At 55.8% G+C, this 23,518-nt stretch carries 20 protein-coding genes; 3 read left to right on the top strand and 17 right to left on the bottom strand.

What is annotated here, in order from left to right; genetic code table 11:
* Window positions 1–70: 70 nt before the first annotated feature.
* The 7 genes from rpoZ to FHS19_RS10360 form a co-directional block, all read right to left on the bottom strand.
* A complete protein-coding gene (gene rpoZ, locus FHS19_RS10390; RefSeq protein WP_183581804.1) occupies window positions 71–295 on the bottom strand; it encodes a DNA-directed RNA polymerase subunit omega in 225 nt (74 codons plus the stop codon).
* A 45-nt stretch (window positions 296–340) separates the two neighbouring features.
* On the bottom strand, window positions 341–913 hold the full coding sequence (gmk, locus tag FHS19_RS10385; protein ID WP_183581803.1) for a guanylate kinase: 573 nt from the start codon (window positions 911–913) through the stop codon (window positions 341–343).
* Between the two features lie 16 nt (window positions 914–929).
* Entirely contained in the window at window positions 930–1,190 is a 261-nt protein-coding gene (gene remA / locus FHS19_RS10380) for an extracellular matrix/biofilm regulator RemA (protein ID WP_006209218.1), read from the bottom strand.
* Between the two features lie 56 nt (window positions 1,191–1,246).
* Entirely contained in the window at window positions 1,247–2,143 is an 897-nt protein-coding gene (locus FHS19_RS10375; RefSeq protein ID WP_183581802.1) for a YicC/YloC family endoribonuclease, read from the bottom strand.
* 35 nt (window positions 2,144–2,178) lie between these two features.
* A complete protein-coding gene (locus tag FHS19_RS10370) occupies window positions 2,179–4,062 on the bottom strand; it encodes a bifunctional homocysteine S-methyltransferase/methylenetetrahydrofolate reductase (protein WP_183581801.1) in 1,884 nt (627 codons plus the stop codon).
* A 208-nt stretch (window positions 4,063–4,270) separates the two neighbouring features.
* Entirely contained in the window at window positions 4,271–5,110 is an 840-nt protein-coding gene (gene dapF / locus FHS19_RS10365; RefSeq protein ID WP_183581800.1) for a diaminopimelate epimerase, read from the bottom strand.
* A 78-nt stretch (window positions 5,111–5,188) separates the two neighbouring features.
* Window positions 5,189–7,984 carry a calcium-translocating P-type ATPase, SERCA-type gene (locus FHS19_RS10360; protein ID WP_183581799.1) on the bottom strand — a complete coding sequence of 932 codons (2,796 nt, stop codon included), beginning with the start codon at window positions 7,982–7,984 and terminating at the stop codon, window positions 5,189–5,191.
* Window positions 7,985–8,173: 189 nt separating this feature from the next.
* Between FHS19_RS10360 and FHS19_RS10355 the strand changes: the two genes are divergently transcribed.
* Window positions 8,174–9,931, top strand: a complete 1,758-nt coding sequence (locus FHS19_RS10355; protein WP_183581798.1) for an Rqc2 family fibronectin-binding protein — start codon at window positions 8,174–8,176, stop codon at window positions 9,929–9,931.
* A 140-nt stretch (window positions 9,932–10,071) separates the two neighbouring features.
* Here the strand turns inward: FHS19_RS10355 and thrS are convergent, their stop codons facing one another.
* The 9 genes from thrS to FHS19_RS10310 all read right to left on the bottom strand — a co-directional run bounded on the left by thrS (window position 10,072) and on the right by FHS19_RS10310 (window position 21,074).
* Window positions 10,072–12,000, bottom strand: coding sequence for a threonine--tRNA ligase (gene thrS / locus FHS19_RS10350; protein WP_183581797.1), 1,929 nt, complete (start codon window positions 11,998–12,000; stop codon window positions 10,072–10,074).
* 439 nt (window positions 12,001–12,439) lie between these two features.
* Complete coding sequence (locus FHS19_RS10345; protein WP_183581796.1) at window positions 12,440–13,300, bottom strand: PHP domain-containing protein; 861 nt, start codon at window positions 13,298–13,300, stop codon at window positions 12,440–12,442.
* 64 nt (window positions 13,301–13,364) lie between these two features.
* Entirely contained in the window at window positions 13,365–14,270 is a 906-nt protein-coding gene (locus FHS19_RS10340) for a selenium metabolism-associated LysR family transcriptional regulator (RefSeq protein WP_183581795.1), read from the bottom strand.
* A 171-nt stretch (window positions 14,271–14,441) separates the two neighbouring features.
* Window positions 14,442–14,879, bottom strand: a complete 438-nt coding sequence (locus FHS19_RS10335) for a hypothetical protein (protein ID WP_076169925.1) — start codon at window positions 14,877–14,879, stop codon at window positions 14,442–14,444.
* 313 nt (window positions 14,880–15,192) lie between these two features.
* Entirely contained in the window at window positions 15,193–15,456 is a 264-nt protein-coding gene (locus FHS19_RS10330) for a YlbG family protein (RefSeq protein ID WP_183581794.1), read from the bottom strand.
* A gap of 36 nt (window positions 15,457–15,492) precedes the next feature.
* On the bottom strand, window positions 15,493–15,930 hold the full coding sequence (locus tag FHS19_RS10325) for a YlbF/YmcA family competence regulator (protein WP_183581793.1): 438 nt from the start codon (window positions 15,928–15,930) through the stop codon (window positions 15,493–15,495).
* Window positions 15,931–16,044: 114 nt separating this feature from the next.
* The gene (locus FHS19_RS10320; protein WP_183581792.1) at window positions 16,045–17,958 is read right to left on the bottom strand and encodes a helicase-associated domain-containing protein; all 1,914 of its coding nucleotides are present in this window, start codon (window positions 17,956–17,958) and stop codon (window positions 16,045–16,047) included.
* Window positions 17,955–19,715: a DNA repair helicase XPB gene (locus FHS19_RS10315; protein ID WP_183581791.1), complete on the bottom strand. Its 1,761-nt coding sequence runs from the start codon at window positions 19,713–19,715 to the stop codon at window positions 17,955–17,957. Before FHS19_RS10315 ends, FHS19_RS10320 begins: the two co-directional genes overlap by 4 nt.
* A gap of 183 nt (window positions 19,716–19,898) precedes the next feature.
* Entirely contained in the window at window positions 19,899–21,074 is a 1,176-nt protein-coding gene (locus FHS19_RS10310; protein ID WP_183581790.1) for a M20 family metallopeptidase, read from the bottom strand.
* A 206-nt stretch (window positions 21,075–21,280) separates the two neighbouring features.
* Here FHS19_RS10310 and FHS19_RS10305 point away from each other — a divergent pair, with 206 nt between their 5' ends.
* A complete protein-coding gene (locus FHS19_RS10305; protein WP_105444577.1) occupies window positions 21,281–21,628 on the top strand; it encodes a YugN family protein in 348 nt (115 codons plus the stop codon).
* 11 nt (window positions 21,629–21,639) lie between these two features.
* The gene (gene ftsW / locus FHS19_RS10300; protein WP_183581789.1) at window positions 21,640–22,899 is read left to right on the top strand and encodes a putative lipid II flippase FtsW; all 1,260 of its coding nucleotides are present in this window, start codon (window positions 21,640–21,642) and stop codon (window positions 22,897–22,899) included.
* A gap of 90 nt (window positions 22,900–22,989) precedes the next feature.
* On the opposite strand, the gene FHS19_RS10295 is transcribed toward ftsW, so the two are convergent.
* Entirely contained in the window at window positions 22,990–23,376 is a 387-nt protein-coding gene (locus FHS19_RS10295; RefSeq protein ID WP_183581788.1) for an Asp23/Gls24 family envelope stress response protein, read from the bottom strand.
* Window positions 23,377–23,518: the final 142 nt, after the last annotated feature.

The following is a 23,518-nucleotide window of genomic DNA, read 5'->3' as shown; positions in this document are numbered from 1 at the left end:
CTAAATATGAGTTCTTGTTTAGACCCTCGGCATAACAGCAGAAAAAGCCCCGTCCCGGGAGGAGCAGGCTTTACGCCTTATCCTCATCCCGTTCAGCGACCGGTTCCGAAACCACACGGATCATATCCCCGTAAATTTCCTCAAGCGCCACGCCCACGTACTTGTGGGATCTTGGATGCTTCAGGTCGGTCTTTGCGCCCTCGCGCAGCTGTCTCGCACGGCGGGAGGCCGCGACGACCAGCGAGTATTTACTGTCGACTTTATTCATCATTTCATCAATCGATGGGTACAACACTTGGCGACACCTCTTTTATTATTCTCAAATGGCTGCTGTCTTCGTTTATTTCCTGATTTTACAATGTTCGGCGATAATAATCGATTCTATTCGTTTGCAGGCGCAATCAATCTGATCGTTGACCACCGCATAGTCATAATGCTGCATCAAATTGATTTCGTCAACCGCCACCGTCATGCGGTGATCGATCGTAGCCTGGTTCTCCGTACCGCGCCCGATAATCCGGTCCTTCAGTTCGTCCAAGGAAGGCGGCAGGAGGAAAATGAATACTCCCTCGGGAAACTTCTGTTTGACCTGCAGGGCACCCTGCACCTCAATCTCCAAAATAATATCGTTACCGCTCTCCAGCGTCTTCTCCACGAAATCGCGCGGCGTCCCGTAATAGTTCCCCACGTATTCCGCGTACTCCAGAAGCTGGTCGTTCTGCATCATATCCAGAAACTGCTCACGGGTTTTAAAAAAATAATTGACCCCGTTCACTTCCCCCTGGCGCGGACTCCGTGTCGTCGCCGATACCGAATAGACTAAATCCGGCAGCTTCCCGCGCAGCGCGCTGCACACGGTCCCTTTACCGACCCCCGAAGGTCCTGACAATACAAATAATATTCCTTTTGACATATTACTCCCCATCTTGTTATTCGTCATTATCGTCATCTTTGCTGGACAGGCGATGAGCTACCGTCTCCGGCTGCACCGCCGACAGGATGACATGGTCGCTGTCCGTAATGATTACAGCGCGCGTCCTGCGCCCATAGGTCGCATCGATCAGCATGTGACGATCTCTTGCTTCCTGAATAATCCGCTTAATAGGCGCTGACTCGGGGCTTACAATCGAAATGATTCGGTTAGCCGATACAATATTCCCGAAGCCGATGTTAATGAGTTTGATTGCCATATTCAGGTTCTTCCCCCTATTCATTTGACTCTCTCCTGTTTTCTGTCGAAATCGCCTTACTCAATATTGGCCAGTTGCTCTCTAATTTTTTCCAGCTCCGCTTTCATTTCGACAACACGGTTTACCAGAGTCAGATGATTGGCCTTGGATCCAATCGTATTGACTTCCCTGTTCATTTCCTGAATCAGAAAATCGAGTTTTCTTCCGACCGGTTCATCCGCACGAAGTAATCCTTTGCATTGCTCAAAATGGCTGTGCAGACGTATCAATTCCTCATCGATATTGCAGCGGTCTGCAAAAATAGCAATCTCCATGCCAAATTTATGTTCATCAAAGGCAAACGAACCGTCATTCAGTTCAGCCAGCCTTTGTTTGAGCTTACTGCGGTATTCTTCGACTACGCTGGGTGCGAGCTGTACCATTTCTCCGTGGAGCTTCTCCAGCCGGTTCAGGCGCTGCTCCACATCACGTGCAAGGAAGCCGCCTTCGGAAGTCCTCATTGCGACGAGTCCTTCCATGGCCTTGACAAGACCCTCTTCAAGCACGCGTCCCCACTCTTCAGGCTCCGGATCCTGGACCGTCCCGACTTCCTCGGGAGTCAGAAACACGCCCGGCAGGGACAGCAGGTCTCTTACTGTCAACTCGCCGCTCAGGCCATACTTCTCGGAAACCTCACGCGCCGCCTCCATATAAGTATGGACGGCTTTATGATTTAACAAAACAGGCGGAGCGTTATTCTCTTCCGCCTCCTTGTTAATAAAGACATCGATCCGGCCGCGCTTGACAAACCGCTGTACCGTTCTTCTCAAAGGGTCCTCAAAGCGTGTCCATTCACGCGGCAGGCGTATGACCACTTCGCAGTATCGGTGGTTCACGGATTTCACTTCAATTTCCACTTTATACCCTCCGAAATGAAGGGCGGATTGACCGTAACCGGTCATGCTGAAAGACATCGGCACCACATCCATTACACTATTGTAATTGATAACTATCTGTGAAACAAGGGGGGCTGCCGGCGTCCGGATTTCTCCCACACATGGCTGATGAGCTGGGCGCTCATGTCATACAGCATAAACGGCGTCATTAAGTAAATTCCGTTAAAATGCTCCATCGCCACGTCGAGCAGCTCTTTCGCAATGGCAACCCCCATGGCTCTTCCTTCTTCGCCTTCCAGTCCGCTCATCCGGCGGCGCACATCGTCCGAGAGCTGGATTCCCGGCACCTCGTTGTGCAGGTATTCCGCGTTACGTCCGCTCGCCAGCGGCATGATGCCGAGGAAGATCGGAATGTCGAGGTGGCTCGTTGCTTCCTTCAGCGCACGGATCAGCTCCGGATCGTACACCGGCTGGGTCATGATATAATCGGCCCCGGCAGCGATTTTGCGTTCCAAACGCAGCACGGCTTTGTCGAGATGCTTCCCGTGAGGGTTAAACGCCGCGCCGACGACGAAGTTCGCCTTTTGCTTGAGCGGCTTGCCGGAGAAGGCGATTCCCTCATTTAACTGCTTGATCATTCGTATAATTTCAAAAGAAGTCAAATCGTATACGGAACTCGATCCCGGCAAATCGCCAAAACGTGCAGGATCGCCCGTGACAGCCAGCACATGATCAATGCCTAGGGCGTCAAAGCCCATCAGATGCGACTGCGTTCCGATCAGGTTGCGGTCCCGGCAGGCGATGTGCACCAGCGGGCGCAAGCCGGTCTGCGCCTGCACCAGATGACCGAGGGCCATGTTGCTCATCCGCGTAACCGCAAGCGAGTTGTCGGCGAGCGTCAGCGCGTCCGCACCGGCATCCTTCAGCACCTGCGCTCCCTTCATAAATTTGGCGATATCCAAATCGCGCGGAGGGTCCAGCTCCACGATGACGGTGTGACGCTCTTTGACGAGGTCAACCAGGTTCGTTTTGGCGCCTTCGCCTTCACCATTGCCGTCTGGCGCAAGATGTTCATGGATTTCGATCGGGGCGGGCACGATGTCAATCGGCCCGTACGTAATCGGCTGCGGCTCGTAGCCCTGAAGCGCGGACGAAATGGCCGCGATATGCGCCGGAGTCGTCCCGCAGCAGCCGCCGATGATCCGGGCGCCGAGATCGGCGAATTTCACTGCCATCTGGCCGAAGTAATCCGGCTTGGCCCCGTACTGATATTCCCCATCCACATAATCGGCGACACCGGCATTCGGATATACCGACATCGGCACGGACAAGTGGCCGCCGAGAGTCTTCATCGCGCTCATGATGCCGTTAGGGCCCGTACGGCAGTTAAAGCCGATCACGTCTGCGCCCTGCTGCTGCATCATCCGGAACGCTTCCGGCATCGTATAGCCGTCCAAGGTCCGAGCCACATCCTCAACCGCGAACTGGCAGATGACCGGCAGCGGACTGAGCTTGCGCACGATGGACAAGGCCAGATACAGCTCTTCCACATCATAGAAGGTTTCAAGCAGGATGCCGTCCACTCCTTCTTGAAGAAGGGCCTGGATCTGCTGCTCGAAATATTTCTTAAGCTCGGTCGTCGAGACATTGGTCCGTTTGCCGCCGCGGATCGAACCGATAGCTCCGACCACATAGCCGGCGGATCCCGCTACTTCCCGTGCAATCCGGACACCCGCCCGGTTGATATCCTCCACCTTCGACTCCAGACCATATTTGGACAGTTTGTCGAAGTTGGCTGAAAACGTATTGGTCTCAATAATTTGAGCCCCGGCTTCCACATAACGCCGGTGAACATCTTTGATGACCTCCGGTGAGGTCAGGTTCAATTCTTCATAGGAAATCCCTACAGGAAAGCCCATTTGATATAGAAAAGTGCCCATCGCTCCGTCGCCGATCAGCACCTGTTGATCCCACGCTTGACGCAAATCCGGTTTCATGTTGGCTCCTCCACCCCGAAAAAGTAGTTTCACATTAATGTATCATAAATCGGCGCACAAGATAAGTCATAGAATCCTCCAGTTATATTACTAGAGTCTGATTCGGGCTGCCTGTACCCCCGGAAGCAGGAAAGCCCGGCGGATCGTATCCGCCGATACGCTCCCCGGGCTATTGAAATGTTAATGCAGGTCTTTCAAATCCGGGCGTTTATACGTCCTGGACGCTTCCCGTATACACGACTGCCGCCGGGCCTGTCATATACACGTGGTTGTCTTTCTCGCTCCAATCGATGAACAGGTCTCCGCCCTTCAGCCGGATCGATGCCGACCGGTCGGTTAAACCGTTCAGGACGGAGGATACGAGGGTTGCGCAGGCCCCGGTACCGCAGGCCAGCGTCGGACCGGCGCCGCGCTCCCAGACGCGCATATCTACGGTACCGCGGTCCTTCACGGTCGCGAATTCGACGTTCACCTTTTTCGGGAATACCGGATGCACTTCCAGCTTCGGTCCCCACGTGGCGAGGTCGAAGTTCACCGCATCGTCCACGTAAATAACGCAGTGCGGATTGCCCATCGAAACGGCCGTAAACCGGAACTGCCGGCCATCGGCCTCGATCGGCGCATCCACGACCGGGTTCGCGTCAATCGTTGTCGGTACGCTCAATCCGTCGAGCACGGGCTCGCCCATATCCACCGTGACGGTGGCGGCCAGTCCGTTGTCCACATGGATCGTCACCGGCTGCACGCCGGCTCCAAGCGTTTCAATCGTAATATTTTCCCCGCTGACATAGCCGTGATCAAACACGTATTTTGCAACGCAGCGGATCGCGTTGCCACACTGCTCCGCTTCCGAGCCGTCCGAGTTGATGATCCGCATGCGGAAATCCGCCTTCTCCGACGGCAAAATATATACCAGTCCGTCCGCTCCGATACCGAAATAGCGGTCGCACCATTTCAAGGCGAGCTCTGCCGCGTTGTCCGGCAGAGCCGTCTCGCCGTAAATCACGATAAAATCGTTCCCGAGTCCGTGCATTTTTGTGAATTCCATGGATGGTGCCACTCCTTTGATATGCTAGCTTTTACTGTCCACTAGCATACCGCAAACGGCCGGGCCGTGCTATTGACTTTATGCAGAAATGTTTGTACTTTTCGCCACGAGGCGGCCGCTTCCCCGCCGCTTGTTGCGTCTTCCGCCCCATACGCTGCCGATGCCCATCAGGAAGGTCGGCACGCCGGCGCCGACGATCGTAATGCACCATTCGCGGAAGCCGAGCGGCACGGTTTTGAAGATCGGCTGCAGCGGCTCGATGTACATGACGCCGAGCATCAGCAGAACCGAGGACAGCACCGCCAGCACCAGGTACTTGTTCTGCAGCGGGTTGCGGTGGAAGATCGATCTGGAGCTCCGGCAGTCGAACACGTGGATGAGCTGGGCCATGACGAGGGTCGCGAAAGCTACCGATTGGGCTTTGGTGATCTGGGCGGCGTTGTGCGGGTCCACGCGGAGGGTGAGCCAGAACGCGCCGAGCGTGCACAGACCGATCAGGAAGCCGCGGCTGATGATCTTCCATCCCAGCCGGCGGGCGAATATATTTTCCTTGGCCCCGCGCGGCTTGTGTTCCATTAGATCCTTCTCCGGCTGATCCACGCCCAGGGCCATCGCCGGGAGGCCGTCGGTCACGAGGTTCACCCATAAAATCTGGATCGGCAGCAGCGGCAGCGGCAGGGCGAGCATCATCGCAAAGAACATCGTCAATATTTCGCCGACGTTCGATGCAAGTAAATACCGGATGAATTTGCGGATATTCTCATAGATGCTCCGGCCTTCCTCGATCGCCGCCACGATCGTCGAGAAGTTGTCGTCGCTGAGGATGAGCGCCGATGCTTCCTTGGTGACGTCTGTACCGGTGATGCCCATGGCAATGCCGATGTCGGCCGCCTTGATGGCCGGCGCATCGTTGACGCCGTCGCCGGTCATGGCAACGACATGGCCTTTGCGCTGCAGCGATTTGACGATGCGGAGCTTATGCTCAGGCGACACGCGCGAGTACACGTACACGTTGTCGACCTTCGCATCGAGCTCCTGATCGTCGATCTGCGACAGCTCCTGGCCGGACATGGCTACGCCTCCGCGCGGCATAATGCCAAGCTGCTGGGCGATCGCCTCAGCAGTCGTGCCGTGGTCGCCGGTGATCATCACCGTCTTGATGCCTGCCCGGCGGCAGGTGCTGATCGCATCGCGTACTTCGCGGCGCGGCGGATCGATCATGCCGGCCAGGCCGACGAAGACGAGCTGGCTCTCGGCGTCCGCTTCGCTGTCCAGCGAATCATGCGGACGCAGGTCGCGGTATGCCGTCCCCAGCACGCGAAGCGCAGAGGAGGCCATCTCTTCGTTGGCGGCAAGCACTTTCTGACGGAGCGTGCCGGTAAACGGAACGACGTTGCCTTCCCATAATATATAAGTGCACTGGTTCAACAGCACGTCGGGCGCACCTTTGGTGCATAAAATTTTGCCGCCCTGGTGGCTCACCACGACCGACATCAGCTTCCGCTCGGAATCGAACGGGAATTCCTTATCCCGCTGATACAGTGCCGACAAGGACTGCGTCGTCATCCCCATTTTGGAAGCGAGGGTGATGAGCGCCCCTTCGGTCGGGTCTCCCTTCAGCTCCCATACCGGTCCCTGGGGCTCCTCCTTGCCTTTGCGCTTGCCGCGCGACTCCGGAGCAGACGTCTCGTAAATTTCCGCGTTGTTGCACAGCGCGCTGATCTGAAGCAGCCTGCGCAGCCCCTGATCGTTCTTCAAGTCGACCGGCTTCTTCTCTTCGAGGATTTGTCCGGTCGGCGCATAACCGTCGCCGGTGACCTCCAGGCTTCTTCCTCCGACCCATACGCGCGTAACGGTCATTTTGTTCTGCGTCAGCGTTCCGGTTTTATCGGAGCAGATGACCGACGCGCAGCCCAGCGTTTCGACCGACGGCAGCTTGCGCACGATCGCCTTCCGCTTGATCATCCGCTGCACGCCGAGCGCCAGCGCGACGGTCACGATGGCGGGCAGGCCTTCGGGGATCGCCGCCACGGCTAGGCTGACTCCGGCCAGGAACATGCCGACGGCAGGCTGTCCATGCAGAATCCCGGCGACGACGACCATGACTGTGAGCCCCAGCGACAGGATGATGAGCATTTTACCAAGCTGCTCCAGGCGGTGCTGAAGCGGCGTTTCCTGCGCATCCGTATTTTGGATCAGATCGGCGATTTTCCCCATTTCCGTATCCATTCCGGTGCGGACGACAACGCCTTTGGCAGTCCCCCGCGTCATCATGGTTCCCATGAAACCGGTGTTCTTCTGATCGCCCAGGGGCACGTCCGCTTCTTGAATAGCCTGGGAATGCTTGCCTACCGGAACCGATTCCCCGGTCAGCGCGGATTCTTCAATGTAACAGCTGCTCGTTTCCAGCCAGCGGACATCTGCGGGCACACGGTCGCCGCTTTCCAGCAGAACGATGTCCCCGGGGACGAGCATTTTGGCGGGCACCTGAACCACCTTGCCCCCCCGAAGCACCTTCGCTCCCGGAGCGGACAGCTGCTTCAGCGCGTTCAGGGAGCGTTCCGCCTTGAACTCCTGGATGAAGCCGAGGACCCCGTTCAGCAGAATGATGGCGATAATGGTGATCGCGTCCAGGTATTCGCCAAGGAGGCCCGAAACCAGCGTTGCCCCCATCAGCACCAGCACCATGAAATCTTTAAATTGGTTCAAAAATAAGGCCAAAGGAGAAATACGCTTTCCTTCCGAAAGCTCGTTCCACCCGTTTTTCTTCCGTCTTTCCTCCGCCTCTTCTTCCGAAAGGCCCTGATGCGGGTGAACGCCGAGGACATGCTGCAGTTCTTCCGCGTCCAACTGATGCCATTTTTTTTGTTCCATAGCTTCCCTTTCCCTCCCGGTCTTTGTGCGCTGCGGGTATTCAACAGCTTTTCCACCTGCCTATCGTAAATGTATTCGGACAGGGCCTAAAATATCACAAGCCGGGCCTCTTAAGTTTTTGGCCAAACTATGGCATCATAGTATGGAGGCAATCGTAACCAAGTACAGCGTAAAGATGGGAGATACACTATGGCATTAGACGGAATTGTAACGCGGGCCCTTGTCCATGAGCTGCAAAGCCTTCAGGGCGCCCGGATCAGTAAAATATACCAGCCCAATGATCACGACCTGCTCTTTCATCTCCGGACCCGGGCGGGCAACGCCAAGCTGCTGCTGTCGGCCAATCCGACGTATCCGCGGGTGCACTTCACCGAGCGCAGCTTTCTGAATCCGCAGGAGGCGCCTATGTTCTGCATGCTGCTGCGCAAGCACTGCGAAGGAGGCATTATTGAAGACATCCGGCAGGTTGGAATGGAGCGGATCATTCATATTACGGTCAGACAGCGGGATGAGCTGGGAGACGTTTCCTCGAAGCAGCTCATCATCGAATTGATGGGCCGGCACAGCAACATTATTTTGTTGGACCCTTCGAGCGGGACGATCCTGGACGGCATCCACCATGTCACCCCAAGCATCAGCAGCTACCGGGTCGTCATGCCGGGCTTTTCCTATACGGAGCCTCCGCAGCAGCATAAGCTCAATCCGCTAGAGGTTTCCGGAGAGCAGTTCGGACAAAAATATACCGAAGTGGCAGATGCTGAACCGATATCTTGGATCGTGGATACGTTCAGCGGCGTAAGCCCGCTCGTTGCGCAGGAGATCGTGCACCGCGCTGGTCTGCAGGCCCACCCGGAAGAAGGGCCCGAAGCTGACGAAGCGCGCCGAAGCGCCTTATGGACCGCCTTTACCGGGCTGATGGACAGCGTCAGGCAGCAGGCATACCAGCCGATGTCGGGTGCGAACGCCAAGGGAAAAATGGTTTTTTCCGCCGTCGAGCTGACGATGATAAAGGAAGAGGTCAAGCGCTATGAATCCATCAGCACATGCATGGAGGATTATTACGGCGAAAAAGCCGAGCGCGACACCGTCAAGCAAAAGACGAGCGATCTGCTGCGTTTCCTGCACAATGAGCGCGCCAAAAATATTAAAAAGCTGGACCACCTGCACGCCGATCTGGAGGAAGCCGCCGATGCAGACCAGTACCGGATTTACGGCGAGCTGCTGTTTGCCTCCCTGCATTCGATTGCGAAGGGGGACAAGGAAGCGGTCCTGACCAACTTTTATGACGAGGACCAGAAGGACGTGACGATTCCGCTGGACCCGCTGCTCAGCCCTTCCGATAACGCCCAGCGATATTTCAAGAAATATAATAAGTATAAAAACAGTCTGGCCGTCATCGACGAGCAGCTTGCCATAACGAAGGAAGAGATCCGTTACATGGACGACCTGCTCCAGCAGCTGGCCCATGCATCCATGAACGATATCGAAGAAATCCGTGAGGAGCTTGTTCAGCAGGGATATCTCCGCGACCGCAGCAAAAAAACGCGTAAAAAGAAGAAAAATGACCGCCCTACACTGCATGTATTCACATCGTCCGAGGGCATCGAAATTTATGTTGGCAAAAATAACCTGCAGAACGAGTATGTGACCAACAAACTGGCCAGCGGCAGCGATACGTGGCTGCATACCAAGGACATCCCCGGGTCCCACGTCGTTATCCGCAGCAGCCAGTTCGGAGACCAGACTCTGGAGGAAGCCGCCCAACTGGCCGCTTACTTCAGCCAGGCCAAGGAATCCAGCAGCGTGCCGGTCGACTGCACCCTGATCCGCCACGTGCATAAGCCGAGCGGCGCCAAACCGGGCTTTGTCATATATGATCACCAGCGGACGCTGATCGTCACGCCAGACGAGGAAGTGATCAAGTCGCTTCCGAGCGTCATTAAATAAAAAGGATGTAGCATATTAAAGAATTGAGACGTGCTCAATGAACCGGCATAAGCCGCAGCCCATATTCAATAGAGAAGGCTGTATCCTCCTCCGTTCCTAAGAACGGGTGGGATACAGCCTTTTTTTAATGCCTTCCTGACTTATTTTCCTGTATGTTTATCCCGGATTTCCCGGTTTAAGCGCTCGATGATGTCCGGCAGCTGCTGCTTGCCCAGATCCCCTTCGCCCCGCTTGCGGACCGCCGCTGCACCCGCCTCCTGCTCGCTCTTGCCGACGACGAGCACGTACGGCACTTTTTCCAGCTCGGCTTCGCGGATTTTGTAGCCCAGCTTCTCGTTTTTGGCGCTGACTTCAACCCGGATGCCCGCTTTTGCAAGCGACTGCTTAACCTGATATGCATAGTCCAGATCGTGTTCGGATACCGGGACGACTTTGGCCTGGACCGGTGCCAGCCACAGCGGAAAAGCTCCCGAGTAATGCTCCGTCAGAATACCGATGAAACGGTCGATGGAGCCGTAGACGGCGCGGTGAATGACGACCGGGCGATGCTTCTGGTTGTATTCGCCGACATAGCTTAGACCGAACTTCTCCGGCATTTGAAAATCGAGCTGGATCGTCCCGCACTGCCAGCTGCGCTTCAGGGCATCGAGAATATGAAAATCGATTTTCGGGCCGTAGAAAGCTCCGTCCCCCTCGTTCAGGCGGTATTCGATCCCCCGCCGCTCCAGCACGCTGCGCAGCGACTGCTCGGCCTGCTCCCACAGCTCATCCGAGCCCATGGAATCCTCCGGCCGCGTCGACAGTTCAATCCGGTATGAGAAGCCGAATATGGCGTACATGTGGTCGATCAGATCGATGACGCCGGCGATTTCCTCCTCGATTTGGTCAGGTCTGACAAAGAGGTGAGCGTCATCCTGGCAAAACGTCCGCACACGCATCATGCCGCTCAGCGCGCCCGAATACTCGTGGCGGTGAACCTGTCCAAACTCGGCCAGCCGGATCGGCAGCTCGCGGTAGGAGCGAAGGCCGCTTTTGAAAATCAGCATATGCCCCGGGCAGTTCATCGGCTTCAGCGCATATTCCGTCTCGTCCACCTGAGTAAAATACATGTTGTCCTTGTAGTGATCCCAGTGCCCGGATTCCTCCCACATCCGCTTGTTCATCATAAGCGGAGTGCGAACCTCCTCATATCCTCTTGTGTTGTGCAGCTCACGCTCCAGCTTCTCCAGCTCATTCCGGATGATCATGCCTTTAGGAAGGTAAAACGGCATGCCCGGCGCTTCCTCCGAGAACAGGAACAGTCCCTGCTCCTTGCCCAGCTTGCGATGGTCGCGCTTCTTCGCTTCCTCAAGCATGTGAAGATGCTCGTCAAGCTCCGACTTCTTGGGGAAGGCGGTGCCGTAAATCCGCTGCAGCATCTTGTTGTCCGAGTTTCCGCGCCAATAGGCTCCGGCCACGCTCAGCAGCTTGAACGCTTTGATTTTACCCGTGGAAGGAAGGTGCGGACCTCTGCACAGGTCTACAAACTCTCCCTGCTCGTAAATTGAAATTTCGGCGTCTTCGGGCAGGTCCCGGATGAGCTCGAGCTTCAGCGGCTCCTGCAGCTGCGCGAACAGGTCCAGCGCTTCCTTCCGGCTGACCGCCTTCCGCCGTATCGGCAGATCCTCCTCCGCGATCCGCTTCATTTCCCGTTCAATCCGGGACAAATCATCACTCGTCAGCGGGCTTGGAAGATCCATATCGTAATAAAAACCGTCCTCGATGACCGGCCCGATTCCCAGCTTGACGGAAGATGCTCCGAATAAACGCTTCACGGCCTGTGCCAATAGATGCGCCGTGCTGTGCCGGTACACCTCGATTCCTTCCGGACTGTCCACCGTCACGATTTCAATGCTGCCGTCCTGCTCGACCGGCGTACTGAGATCCACCAGAATCCCGTCAATTTTGCCCGCTGCGGCATTTTTCACAAGGCTGCTGCTGATCGATTCGGCGATGCTCTCCAACCGGACGCCTTGCTCGAATGCTCTTACCGAGCCGTCCGGCAGTTTGACTTGTATTTCCTTGTTCATGTTCTTCCCTCCGTCAAATTCAGTCTACTTGGTGAACGCAAAAAAACGCATCTCATCCCAAGGGACGAGTGCGTTCAGCTCGTGGTTCCACCCTAATTCGACCTGCATCCGACGGTTCATCCGAACACGTACATCTGCAAAGCCCTTATTAAGCATCCGATATCGGGGATTAACCGGTTCCTTCTACTGCCGCGCGTAAAAAAGGCGGGTTCAATGGGACGGCTGCAAAGGGGTAATTTCTGAACCGGTGTCAGGAGAAGCTTGCACCACTCACTTCTCTCTCTGGGCAGTCCTGGATCGAAATCATGTCTTTGGTCATCGCCTTGAAATGTTTAAGCCTGTTGCTTGGTTCAACATTATAGTACGGCCTGGAAGCCCGGCGCAAGCCCAAATTTGCAATTTTGCAAAAAAAGGTGAAAACCCGCCTGGGCACCGATGATTATTTTGTTTCCCGCTGAAGCTGGTCCAATACGGTCACCGGGATCCTCCGGCTGCCGATATCCCCATGGAAGACGACACCCTGCCGTTCCCCGTGAAAATCGGAGCCCGCCGTGACGATCAGCCCATGCTGGTCAGCCATCCTCAGGTACCGTTCCTCATCGGCCGGGCCGTGATCGGAATGGTAGACTTCGATTCCGGCAGGCTTCGCTTCCTGCAAAATCCGTTCCACCAGCGTGTCGTCGCCGTAAATCCCCGGATGGGCCAGCACCGGCGTCCCGCCGGCTTCCCGGATCCAGGCGCAGGCATCCGCGGGTGTAATCCGCGGAACGGATACGTAGGCAGGCGCATCCTCTCCCAAATAGCGGTTAAAGGCGTCCCGCATGTCGGAGGCATAGCCATTCTTGACCAATACATCGGCCATATGCGGCCGTCCGACACTTTCATCCGGCTTCAGCTCACGCCCCAGCCCGGCAATGACCTCCTCGAGCGTGATGGAAATTCCAAGCTGCTGCAGCTTCGCGATCATCTGATCGTTGCGCCGTTCCCGGGTCTGTCTCAGCTCGGCGAGATGGTTCAAAAACGGTTCATGGGCTATGTCGATGTAATAACCCAGTACGTGAATATCTTTACCGCCGGCACGGGTGCTGATTTCGACGCCGGGAACGACCGTGATGCCGAGACGCTTCCCGGCTTCCAGTGCCTCCGGAACGCCTCCCACGGTGTCATGGTCGGTAATGGCCACGGCTGCGAGCCCCTTCTCGCGGGCGATCTGAACGTTCTCCGCCGGTGGCTGCATACCGTCGGAAGCCGTCGTATGCGTATGCAGGTCGGCGTATTTATGATCTGTGGACATATCCATTCCTCCTTTATTCATTCAGCGTCTTTCGCTCTGCGGCGTGTTCTTATTAACTGCCCGTTGGGCCTTATTCCCCCTGCTGCTCCTGCTGCTGTTTGAGAAAATTCAAAAAGGTCACGGCAGACAGCGGAAGCAGGGTGGATTTCAAATGAATGGCATAAAACTGCCGCTTAAACTCGGCGTCCCGGATCGGAATGATGGTAACCAGGTTCAGTGCGGTTTCATGCTTGACCGAAGCCGGCGACAGCATCGTGATGCCGAACCCGGCCTCGACGGCGGATTTCACCGCCCCCGTGCTTCCGAGCTCCATCGAGGTCTGCAGGCTTTGTGGATCGATCCCCTTGTGGATCAGCACGCTTTCCATGACCTGGCGCGTGCCCGACCCTTTTTCCCGCAGCACGAACGGATAGGCAAGCACTTCCTCCAGCTCGACCGATTCCCGCTCCGCCAGCGGATGGCCGATAGGCACGATCAGCTTCAGCTCGTCCTGCATGACGGGATCGATGACCATATCCGGATGGTGGATCGTCGCCTCGATCAGGCCGAAATTCAGCTGATGCTTCGTAATCTCTTCGATGATCTGCGTGGTGTTCATCACTTTCATCATAATGCTGATGTGCGGATACTGCTGCCCGAACGGACCGAGCAGCCTGGGCAGGAAGTATTCGCCGATCGTGAGGCTGGAGCCGAGCTGAAGCCGGTCCTGCAGCATATGGGTATGCGATGCCATCGCATTGTCCGTTTCCTTGACCAGAGCGATGCTCTTTGCCGCATACGGCAAAAGGGTGATCCCCGCTTCGGTCAGCTCGATCTTCTTGGTGGAGCGGATCAGCAGGCGCGTCCCGAAATATTCCTCCAGGGACTGAATCTGCATCGTAACGGCCGGCTGGGTCATGTGCAGGGCGCTCGCCGCCGCCGAGAAGCTCCCGCGTTCCGCCACGGTATAAAAAATGTGGAGCTGGTGAAAATTCATGACATGCTCTCCCCCTCGTCGTTCTTATATTGTATCCGATTCGGCCGCGAACCACCAACGCCGTTTCACGTTTCAGCCGCGGGTAAAGTCTGCTGCAGCCGGCACATGAATCAACAAAAAGGAGCATGGCTTCCCGTGGGGGGAATCCATGCTCACGCTTACAAAAAGCGGTTATTTCCGCTTGCGAGTATTTTTAATCAACGTCATTCTCCGCGAATGGCGCAGCCAGGAATAATATGACTTCAGGTCCCTCAGCTCGATCGTCTCCGACATCTTGCCCAGGAACGTCACGATAATCATCTTGTGCAGCGGATTTCCGCTGATGTCGGTTTCCCCTTCGATCTCCGCAAATTCCGCGACGACGACAAGATCTTCGTCAATCAGGTAAACGTCCTTCTCATTCCGGTAATAGGGAGCGATCCGGCCCTGCTTCAGGCACTCCCACATCCATGCGGCTATATCATCTATACTATGGATATCACTATGAATCCGGTCGTTGTACCTTGTCTTCGCATGATGGGTAATGACGATGTCGGCTACCCGCTTATCCCCTAAGGTCACAAAAAAAGGTTCATAGGTGCTCCATCTTTCCATTCCTTTGTCGCGCATGGACTATCACTCTCCACTACATAGGACTTTGTATCTATGTATTTATGCCTATTATATTACATCATTACCACGTTCTTCACAAGCTCCAAACTACGTATTCCGGCATATTTTCATATACGGAAAAGAGGACCGGCGCATCTAGGCATGCCATATCTGCGCCAATCGGATATTTTCCTTGCTGGATTCACAAGCCTTTGCGGCTCAATCCGTAAGCAACGATTAAAAAAAAGAAGCAGCCGAATCCGGCTGCTTCCTGACAATACGAAACCTTCCAGGTGGGATTGAAACTTATGACAGGCAGATGAACCTCCTACTACAAGCCATAAAATCTGGTTTTATCCGGTCCGTCGCTCGAATATTCCGTCTTGATCTCGTTGCGGTAGGAGCGTTCAATTTTACGCACATAGGAAAGGCGCCGGATATTTTTGGCTACTTCCTCGGCCCGGTCCGCATTCACGTACATGACGACATAGTGCATCCGGCGAGATATATAGTGAACGGTCCCGTACTTCTCCAAATTCCGCGCTGCCTTGACATCGCTAACCCAAATGATATACCCCGTCCGTTCTGCAAACATGATTTTCCCACCTCACTTATACTGGCTCTCTATATTTTACCCGCCGCAGGAGCATTTGCCCCCGCCGCCGCATCCTTTCAGATGCGAATCGTTGCCCGGCACCTTGATCGTATCCGATACGGAATAAGCGATCATTTCGGACATTTGGTGCAGCATGTCATCCAAATTCTGCTCGGCCAGCTTGAACCGTCTCACTTCTTCGAACTGCTCCAGCTGCTTCTCTATGGCCTTGACCTCATCCTTGGCACTGTGGTAATTCGGATGGAAGTGGCCGAAACGCTGGGTCTCTTCGAAGAGCTCCTTCTTCTTCGCCAGAAGCCGGACAAGCTCCTGTACTTCCGGATTGCTGCCAACCTGCTGCTTCCAATATAAATAATCGGACACCTCAACCGACTGATTGATCATATCGCCTAATTCATAGGCGTTCATCAGCACGGCTGCCATGTCGACCGTGTTGATCTCCGATACGCTCATGAACTTCATCTCTATTCTATAAGAATGTTCTCCTCCGTCTGGAGTAGACTCTTTTATCATATCATAACCTTTGGCCCATAAGAAGAGGTTTGAACGCACTTCCTGCTGCTGCCCTCAGGTGAAAGAAGGCACAATCAGCCGGATTTGCTCCCAATCCCCCGGCAAGAGCAGAGCTTCGTCATCATAACCGTCCCGTTCCGGACCAAAGAGAGTTCCTTCCACCGCCCAAGGGTGGCTCCGAATCGCCCGCGGGATGAACTCCAAACGGCAGCCTCCGCGGGAAATCAGCACCTTGGTCTGCCATTCCAAAGCCTGTTCCATAATGTGCTGGGCCGTCGTTCCGTGATAATTCCGGAAATCCTGGGTCCACATCTTCGGAACCTGCCCGTAGCCGGGAAACAAGGACTCCGGTTTCGGAATGTCGGAATCCGGCTCGAAATACTGGATATTCCGGCCGCTGTATACCAGACCGCCCGCGGCGGAAAGCCCGGTTTGACGAAATTTTTCTGCATGGACCCGATGCCCCGCCAGGTCCGGTGCGGGTTCATGGATCAGTGGATATGCGGAAGCGGTCCTGCCGGGTTCAGCGATCGCCTTTAAGGGCGAGAGTCCCGACGAATCTAAAATTTTGCGCACTTCCGATACCGCGTCACGGTTCACGAGAAAATGCTTCGGACCAATCCGCTGCAAATGACCCTTCAGCTTTGGATGCGCTTCGATCCGATTGCCGTCTTCTTCAGCCGAACACGACAGCAGCATAGCTTCTTCAAAGCGGGTCCGGCCGATTTCCCTGCCCCACTGCTCCAAGGCCACCCTTACGTTCTCCGGGATGCCGCCGCTCGAGTAGTTGTCCAGCAGCTGCGTCATTTCGGTCGCGCTCATGCCGTTCTCCACCGCCCGGGCCGTGCTGCTGCGGGTCAAACGGTATATAGACATCCGTTCACTCTGTACCCGCTCCGAGCAGGCCAGCAGCTTCCATCGGATCCGGTACGGCACATCCGGTGGGACGATGACGTCAAAATCCGGCTGAACATAGAAGCGGCCATCTCCCTCCTCCTCTGGATCTTCGCCGCCCCAAGCCAGAATGGCAGCCGGATCCACGGTCCACCGGAAACAGCAGCGCCCCCTGTCGTCCTCACCGGTATCGCCCCAGCCAAACCCCGCCATCGCCGTCATCCACGCCCGGGCGCCCGCTTCCGAAACGGACCGGGTGAGCAAAACTTCCCGCTCCATCCAATCCAGCATATTCGTTATATCGTACCAGATCCCTGGCTTGAAAAAAGGATGGCAAAGAAGGTAACGGAAATGCTGCAGGGCCGGGCTGTTCGTGCCGTATCGGTCCAATACGGCCGGGAGCAGCACCCCGTTCATTTCCGGTTCAGACAAGTCCAGCCACTCGCCGAGCCGCTCCTCTTCCAGCAGGATCCCCTGGCTTTCTTTCACGCCAAGGCCGAGGCACAGCATCATATCGAGCAGCACCGCAGCCGCAAGCGAATAGGTTTCGGCATGCGCGTATTGGAGCTGCAGCGCTTCAAGGTCGGAATCTTTCAGGTGGGCTGCTTCCAGAAGTTTCTGGATATTTTTCTTATGAACCGTTCCTTTCGCCGTTAAGGGGAGCCCGTGCTCGGCCGCAGCCGCAAGCGCATGCAGCAGATCCAAGGCCAAGCCTGGCTTGGCTTCGTTGATCCTATGCACATTCAAATCAGGAACAGCTTCCGCTTCGGGGGTAAAGAACTGCCGATACAATAGACCCAGGCTTTCGAAGGGAACGTAGTAGAGCTTTTCTCCCCAAGCTTTTTTCACCGCCTGGATAAGGCCGGCTCTTCTCAAGCGGATAAAGGACAGCTCCAGCTCCGCGCCGCTTCGGCTGTTGATTGTCACCGTGGTCCGGACGTCGTCGCTGAACGGCTGCCCGGCAAAACGGACGATCAGCCGTTTGAGCAGCTCAGCATCCTCCGGAGCCAGCGTACGCAGGATGGACCACATAGCCGACTCCTGCGGCCGGTCATCGTTCAATTCAGTGCTCATGTTCGGGATGAAGCCTCCTTTATGTCTGGAATGGAACGTTCCTTTGCAGGATGGGAAGTCCACTCATGACCGGACCCATGACTCAACAGTCCGGGATCCGAATCATATCGGACGGAATACTCGTAACCCTGTTCGACCAGAAAGAGCTGACGGCGGATGGCAAAGTCCTCTTCTTTGCTATCTTGGGACACCAATGCGTAAAAATAAGCCCGGTTGTTACCGGTTTTCGGACGCAAAATCCGTCCCAGGCGCTGGGCTTCCTCCTGCCTGGAGCCAAAGCTGCCTGATATTTCAATCGCCACGGAAGCATCCGGCAGATCGACGGCAAAGTTCGCTACCTTGGATACGGCCAGCACTCGGGTCTCTCCCCGTTTGAAAGACTCATAGAGCCTTCCGCGTTCCTTGTGCGCCATTCGGCCCGAAATCAGCGGAACGCCCAGCGATTCGGACAGCTGCTTCAGCTGATCGATATACTGGCCGATAATGAGGACGCTCTCTTCCGGATGCTTAGCGAGCAGCTTGCGGACGACCTCGAGCTTGCCGGGATTTTCGGCCGCGATGCGGAACTTCTCCTTGCCCTCCGCGTAGACGTATGCTTCACGCAGCTCCGGCACCATTGCCACCCGGACCTCCGTGCACTCGACCCGCGCAATCCAGCCCATGGACTCCAGCTCCTTCCAGGGCATCTCGTAGCGCTTCGGTCCGATCAGCGAAAAAACATCCTGTTCGCAGCCGTCCTCCCGTACCAGCGTAGCGGTCAGTCCCAGCCGGCGGGTCGCCTGGATATCAGCCGTCGCCCGGAACACCGGAGCCGGCAGCAGATGCACCTCATCGTAAATGATGAGCCCCCAGTTCCGTTCGTTAAACAGACGCATATGCTCAAACTCGTCCTCTTTGGAGCGGCGGTGCGTCAAAATTTGATAGGTGGCCACGGTGACCGGGCGCACCTCCTTCTTCTGCCCCGTATACTCCCCGATCTGGGAAGGATCGAGCGTCGTCTTATCCGTCAACTCCGCGATCCACTGTCCGACAGAGGTCGCGTTGGACGTCAGAATCAGGCATTCGCACTGCTGCTTTTCCAGCACGCCGAGACCGATAACCGTTTTTCCGGCTCCGCAGGGAAGAACGAGGACCCCGCTGCCTCCGCTGCCGGCCACCCCTTCGAAAGCGTCGGCCGCCTCCTGCTGGTAGTCCCTCAGCGCAAAAGAGCCGCCCTGCGCTTTCCAGCCGATCTGCAGCGGCTGTCCCTCATGGTATCCGGCCAAGTCCAGGACCGGATAGCCGAGCCGCGTCAGCTCCTGCTTGATCCGTCCACGGCGGACCGCATCAAGCTCTGCCTGGTCCGGCGCGGCTCGCCGCAGCCCGCTGGCCTGAACGGCGGGTATCGCCAGCACTTCATCCAGCAGATGCGGATCGGATGCCGTCAGGTGGAGCTTCCCGGCTTCGGCCTTCGCCGCCTCAATCCGGAGCTTCCCGTATCTGCCCACCAGGCTGCGAATGTCCTGGATTAGCGCAGAAGGAACCTCCCATCTGGAGACCGACGCCAGAGCGCCGACGATTTCCTCCGCGGTCCATCCAAGCGAAGCGGCATTCCACAGCGATAGCGGGGTGATCCGGTACGTATGAAACGCAGAAGGACTCTTGACCAGCTCTGCAAAATGGGCCAGCTTCCCCCGGGCTTCCTCAAACCCCGGATGTCCGCATTCCAGCAGGATGGTCCGGTCCCTCTGCACGATGCACGCTTTTGTATCGCTCATCAAATCCCCTTCTTTCTAACCAAATGGTTCTTCCAGCCTTCAAACATATGAAAAAGTTCATCTCCTAGAGCGGAAATGAACTTTTCCTCTTCCATTTCAAGTTTTCCCATCATCCGCCAAAACATTCGTGCCCTTAGGAACCCTCCCTCTGTAAGACAAGGAGACTCGGCAGCCCGAGTCTGCTTATTCCCAGCCCTGATAGGATTGGGTCATCGTCACCAGCAGCTTGGCAGCGCTCAGCATGGCCGATTCGTCAAAGTCAAACCTTGGGTGATGATGCGGATAAACGGCCTGCAGCTCTTCATTGCCTGCTCCCACGAACATAAAGCATCCGGGGATTTCCTTCAAATAGTAAGCGAAGTCCTCGGCAGGCATAATTTTCTCGCAGCGCTGAACCATGAATTCTCCGAACACCTTCGGCGCTTCGCGGAAAAACCTCTCCGTCTCCGCTTCATCATTCACAAGCGGCGGGTAACCCATCAAATATTGAATTTTCGATTCGGCTCCGTAAGTCTGCGCCGTAAGCCGGGTTATTTCTTCGATCCGTCCGCGGATAAATTGGCGCGTCTCGTCGTCAAACGTCCGTACGGTCCCGGTAATCCGGCACGATTCGGCGATGACGTTCTGCGCGCTCCCGCCCTGGATCGTTCCGATCGTAACGACCGCCGGCCGAAGCGGATTCACCGAACGGCTGACGATGCTCTGCAGCTGCATGACCAGCGCCGATCCGGCCACCACGCTGTCCACCGTCACATGCGGCATGCCTCCGTGGCCGCCTTTACCGATGATATCGATAAAGAACTCATCTGCCGCCGCCATCATCGGTCCCGGCGTGCTGGCCGCGGTTCCTGCCGGGAACGGCGTCCACAAGTGCACGCCGTACACCGCGTCGGCCCCATCCAGAACGCCGGCCTCGATCATCCCCTTGGCTCCCCCCGGACATACCTCCTCCGCCGGCTGAAATACGAAGCGGATCTCTCCGGGCAAATCCGCCTTCCGGGCGCTGAAGTATGTCGCAACCGCCAGCAGGATCGACGTATGCCCGTCGTGACCGCATGCATGCATGACGCCCGGAACCTCCGACGAATAGCCGCACGACTTTTCATCCTGGATCGGAAGCGCGTCCATGTCCGCCCGCAGAACGACCGTTTTCCCCGGCTTGCTTCCTTTTAATACGCCGACCACCCCATAACCGCCGCCGAACCGTGTCCGGACGTCGATCCCCAGCTCCCGCAGTCTGTCCGCCACGAAGGACGACGTCTTCTCCTCGTGGTAAGACAGCTCCGGATGCCGGTGCAGGTACCGCCTCCACTCCACCATTTGCGGCTGCAGCTTGCTCAGCAATGCCTCATCTTTCATATGTATCCGTCCTCTCGCCATAGAATGGATGTTAAGTTGCCGATATGTCATCCCACATCGCGGTTGTGAACCCTTTTTTCTATTGTAGCAGAAACGCCTCGGATGGGGTATCGCCCCAATGTTGCCAAGGCTTGCACAAGTGTTTAAAACATAATATCATGAGTAAAGAACTTTACAGGCAACCAATAGAGGAGGATTTAGTAACCATGATTTTTGAAAATACGGGACTGGACGGCATCAAAGCCGACTTGGCGTTTATGGACGAAGTAGCCGAGAAAGTAGGCTTTGTCCGCTGGCAGTGGGAATACTACCGCGCTACATATGACTATAAGATTGAAGATAAAAACACCAATTCGGAGTATTTTGTCCGGATCAACACCCGTGCGGTGGAAGGCAAGCTGGAGAAGCCAAGCACCGTGCTGCAGATTGAAGCCGTGTACATGGGCAAGGCGACCTTCCCTCACGGGCTGGAATACGAATCTCCGATTCCGTCGTCCATCATGGGGATTGCAACCAAGAAGCTTCAGCAGTTTAAAGCCGCTCTGGAAGCCTAAGCAGGTCTCTTATGAGAGAAGAAAAACCCCAACAAACCAAGAGAGGGACGCCGGATTTCCAACTGCTCATCCTCACCTTGCTGTTGGTTGGTTTTGGACTGGTCATGGTATTCAGCGCCAGTTCGAGCTTGGCCATCGCTAGCAAGGATTTTCACTATGACTCGCTTTACTTTACGAAAAGACAGTTCATGTGGGCCGCACTGGGAACCATCGCCATGTTCGTCGCGATGAACATCCCTTACACCAGGTACAAGAAGCTGTTTGCCCCGCTGTTTATCGTGACAGTCATCATGCTAGTGCTGGTACTTTTCATAGGGAAAAGCCTAAACGGCGCCCGAAGCTGGTTCGGCGTCGGATCTCTCGGCATTCAGCCGACGGAAATCGCAAAGATCGCGATTATCCTGTACCTGTCCGCATTGATCAGCAAAAAAGGGGAGCGCTTCCGCGACCTGCGGACAGGCTATATCCCGGTCATGGTCATCGTCGGCTTTGTCGCCGGTCTCATCATGATGCAGCCGGACCTCGGCTCCTGCCTCATTCTGGTGGCCACGAGCGCCCTGATCATCTATGCCGGCGGCGCGAGCCTCAAGCATATGATAGGGTCCGCCCTGCTGCTGATCCTGGGTGCGAGCCTCGTGCTTGGAGCGAACGCCCTGATCAAGTCGGTGGCCCATAGCGGGGAACAGGCGGTGGAATCGAGCAACTATAAGCTCGGCCGGATTAACGCCTTCCTGGACCCGTTTAAGGATCCTCAGGGGGAGGGTTACAATCTGCTGCAGTCGCTGACCGCTATCGGTGAAGGGCAGTTGACCGGAGCCGGCTTCGGCAAAAGCGTTCAGAAGCTTCATTATTTGCCCAACCCCTATAACGACTTCATCTTCTCCGTCATCGGCGAAGAGTTTGGTTTTATCGGGACGTCAATCTTCCTGATCGTTTATATTTACTTCATCTGGCGAGGGATCATCATCGCACTGAGGTGCCCCGATCCGTTCGGAACGCTCGTCGGTATCGGGATTATGGGCTTGATTGCCATCCAGGCGTTCATCAACATCGGAGGCGTCACCCAAACGATCCCGCTTACCGGGGTAACCCTGCCGTTCATCAGTTACGGCGGAACCTCCCTTCTGATCATGATGGCGAGCATGGGTATCATGCTCAGCATCTCGCGGATCAGTACTTTACCGGCGAAGCAGGAGCAGGTGAAGTCGGTGACCGTCAAGAAACCGTCGGTCGCCGTCTCTTCCCGCAATCAGACGCGACGCTTTAACTAAAACCTTCAAGGTCGTTGCCTTTAAGGGAACCATACAAAAAAGACTAGAGGACGTTTGGTCCACTAGTCTTTTTTCGTCTTATTCGCGTGCTTATTTGGTGCGCACAGGCACCTCTTCGATCATGTCATCCTTGAAGGCGACGCCTTCCACTTTCACGTTCACTTCGACCACACGCAGACCGGTCATGCTTTCGACAGCTTCACGCACGTTTTGCTGAAGCATGCGGGATACTTCGTGAATCGGGGTTTCGTACAGCACGATGATTCGCAGGTCGATGGCTGCTTCCAGCTGGCCCACTTCCACCGTGACACCCTTCTGCACGTTTTTACCGCTCAGGCGCTTGGCCCATCCTTCCGACAAGCCACCCGACATGGCTGCGATCCCTGGTGTTTCGAGTGCGGCCAGTCCGGCGATTTTCGCTACGACATCATCTGCAATCCGTATGGTTCCATTCTCTAGTTGGAGTTGTTCCGACATGCTCCATCCTCCTTTACATCCATTATCCGTTATTGTAAATCCTAACAGGCCCAAAAAGCAAATCCCAAGCCCTGCCGATTTGTTTACAACCTTATGCAATTTGGGTATATTGAATAAGAATCGAACTTACATAAAGCAAGAG

Origin of the sequence: Paenibacillus rhizosphaerae (assembly GCF_014192015.1) — a bacterium.
Classification (GTDB): domain Bacteria; phylum Bacillota; class Bacilli; order Paenibacillales; family Paenibacillaceae; genus Paenibacillus_AQ; species Paenibacillus_AQ rhizosphaerae.
The sequence above is the reverse complement of the archived record's forward strand: the minus strand, read 5'-3'. Positions and strand labels throughout refer to the sequence as shown.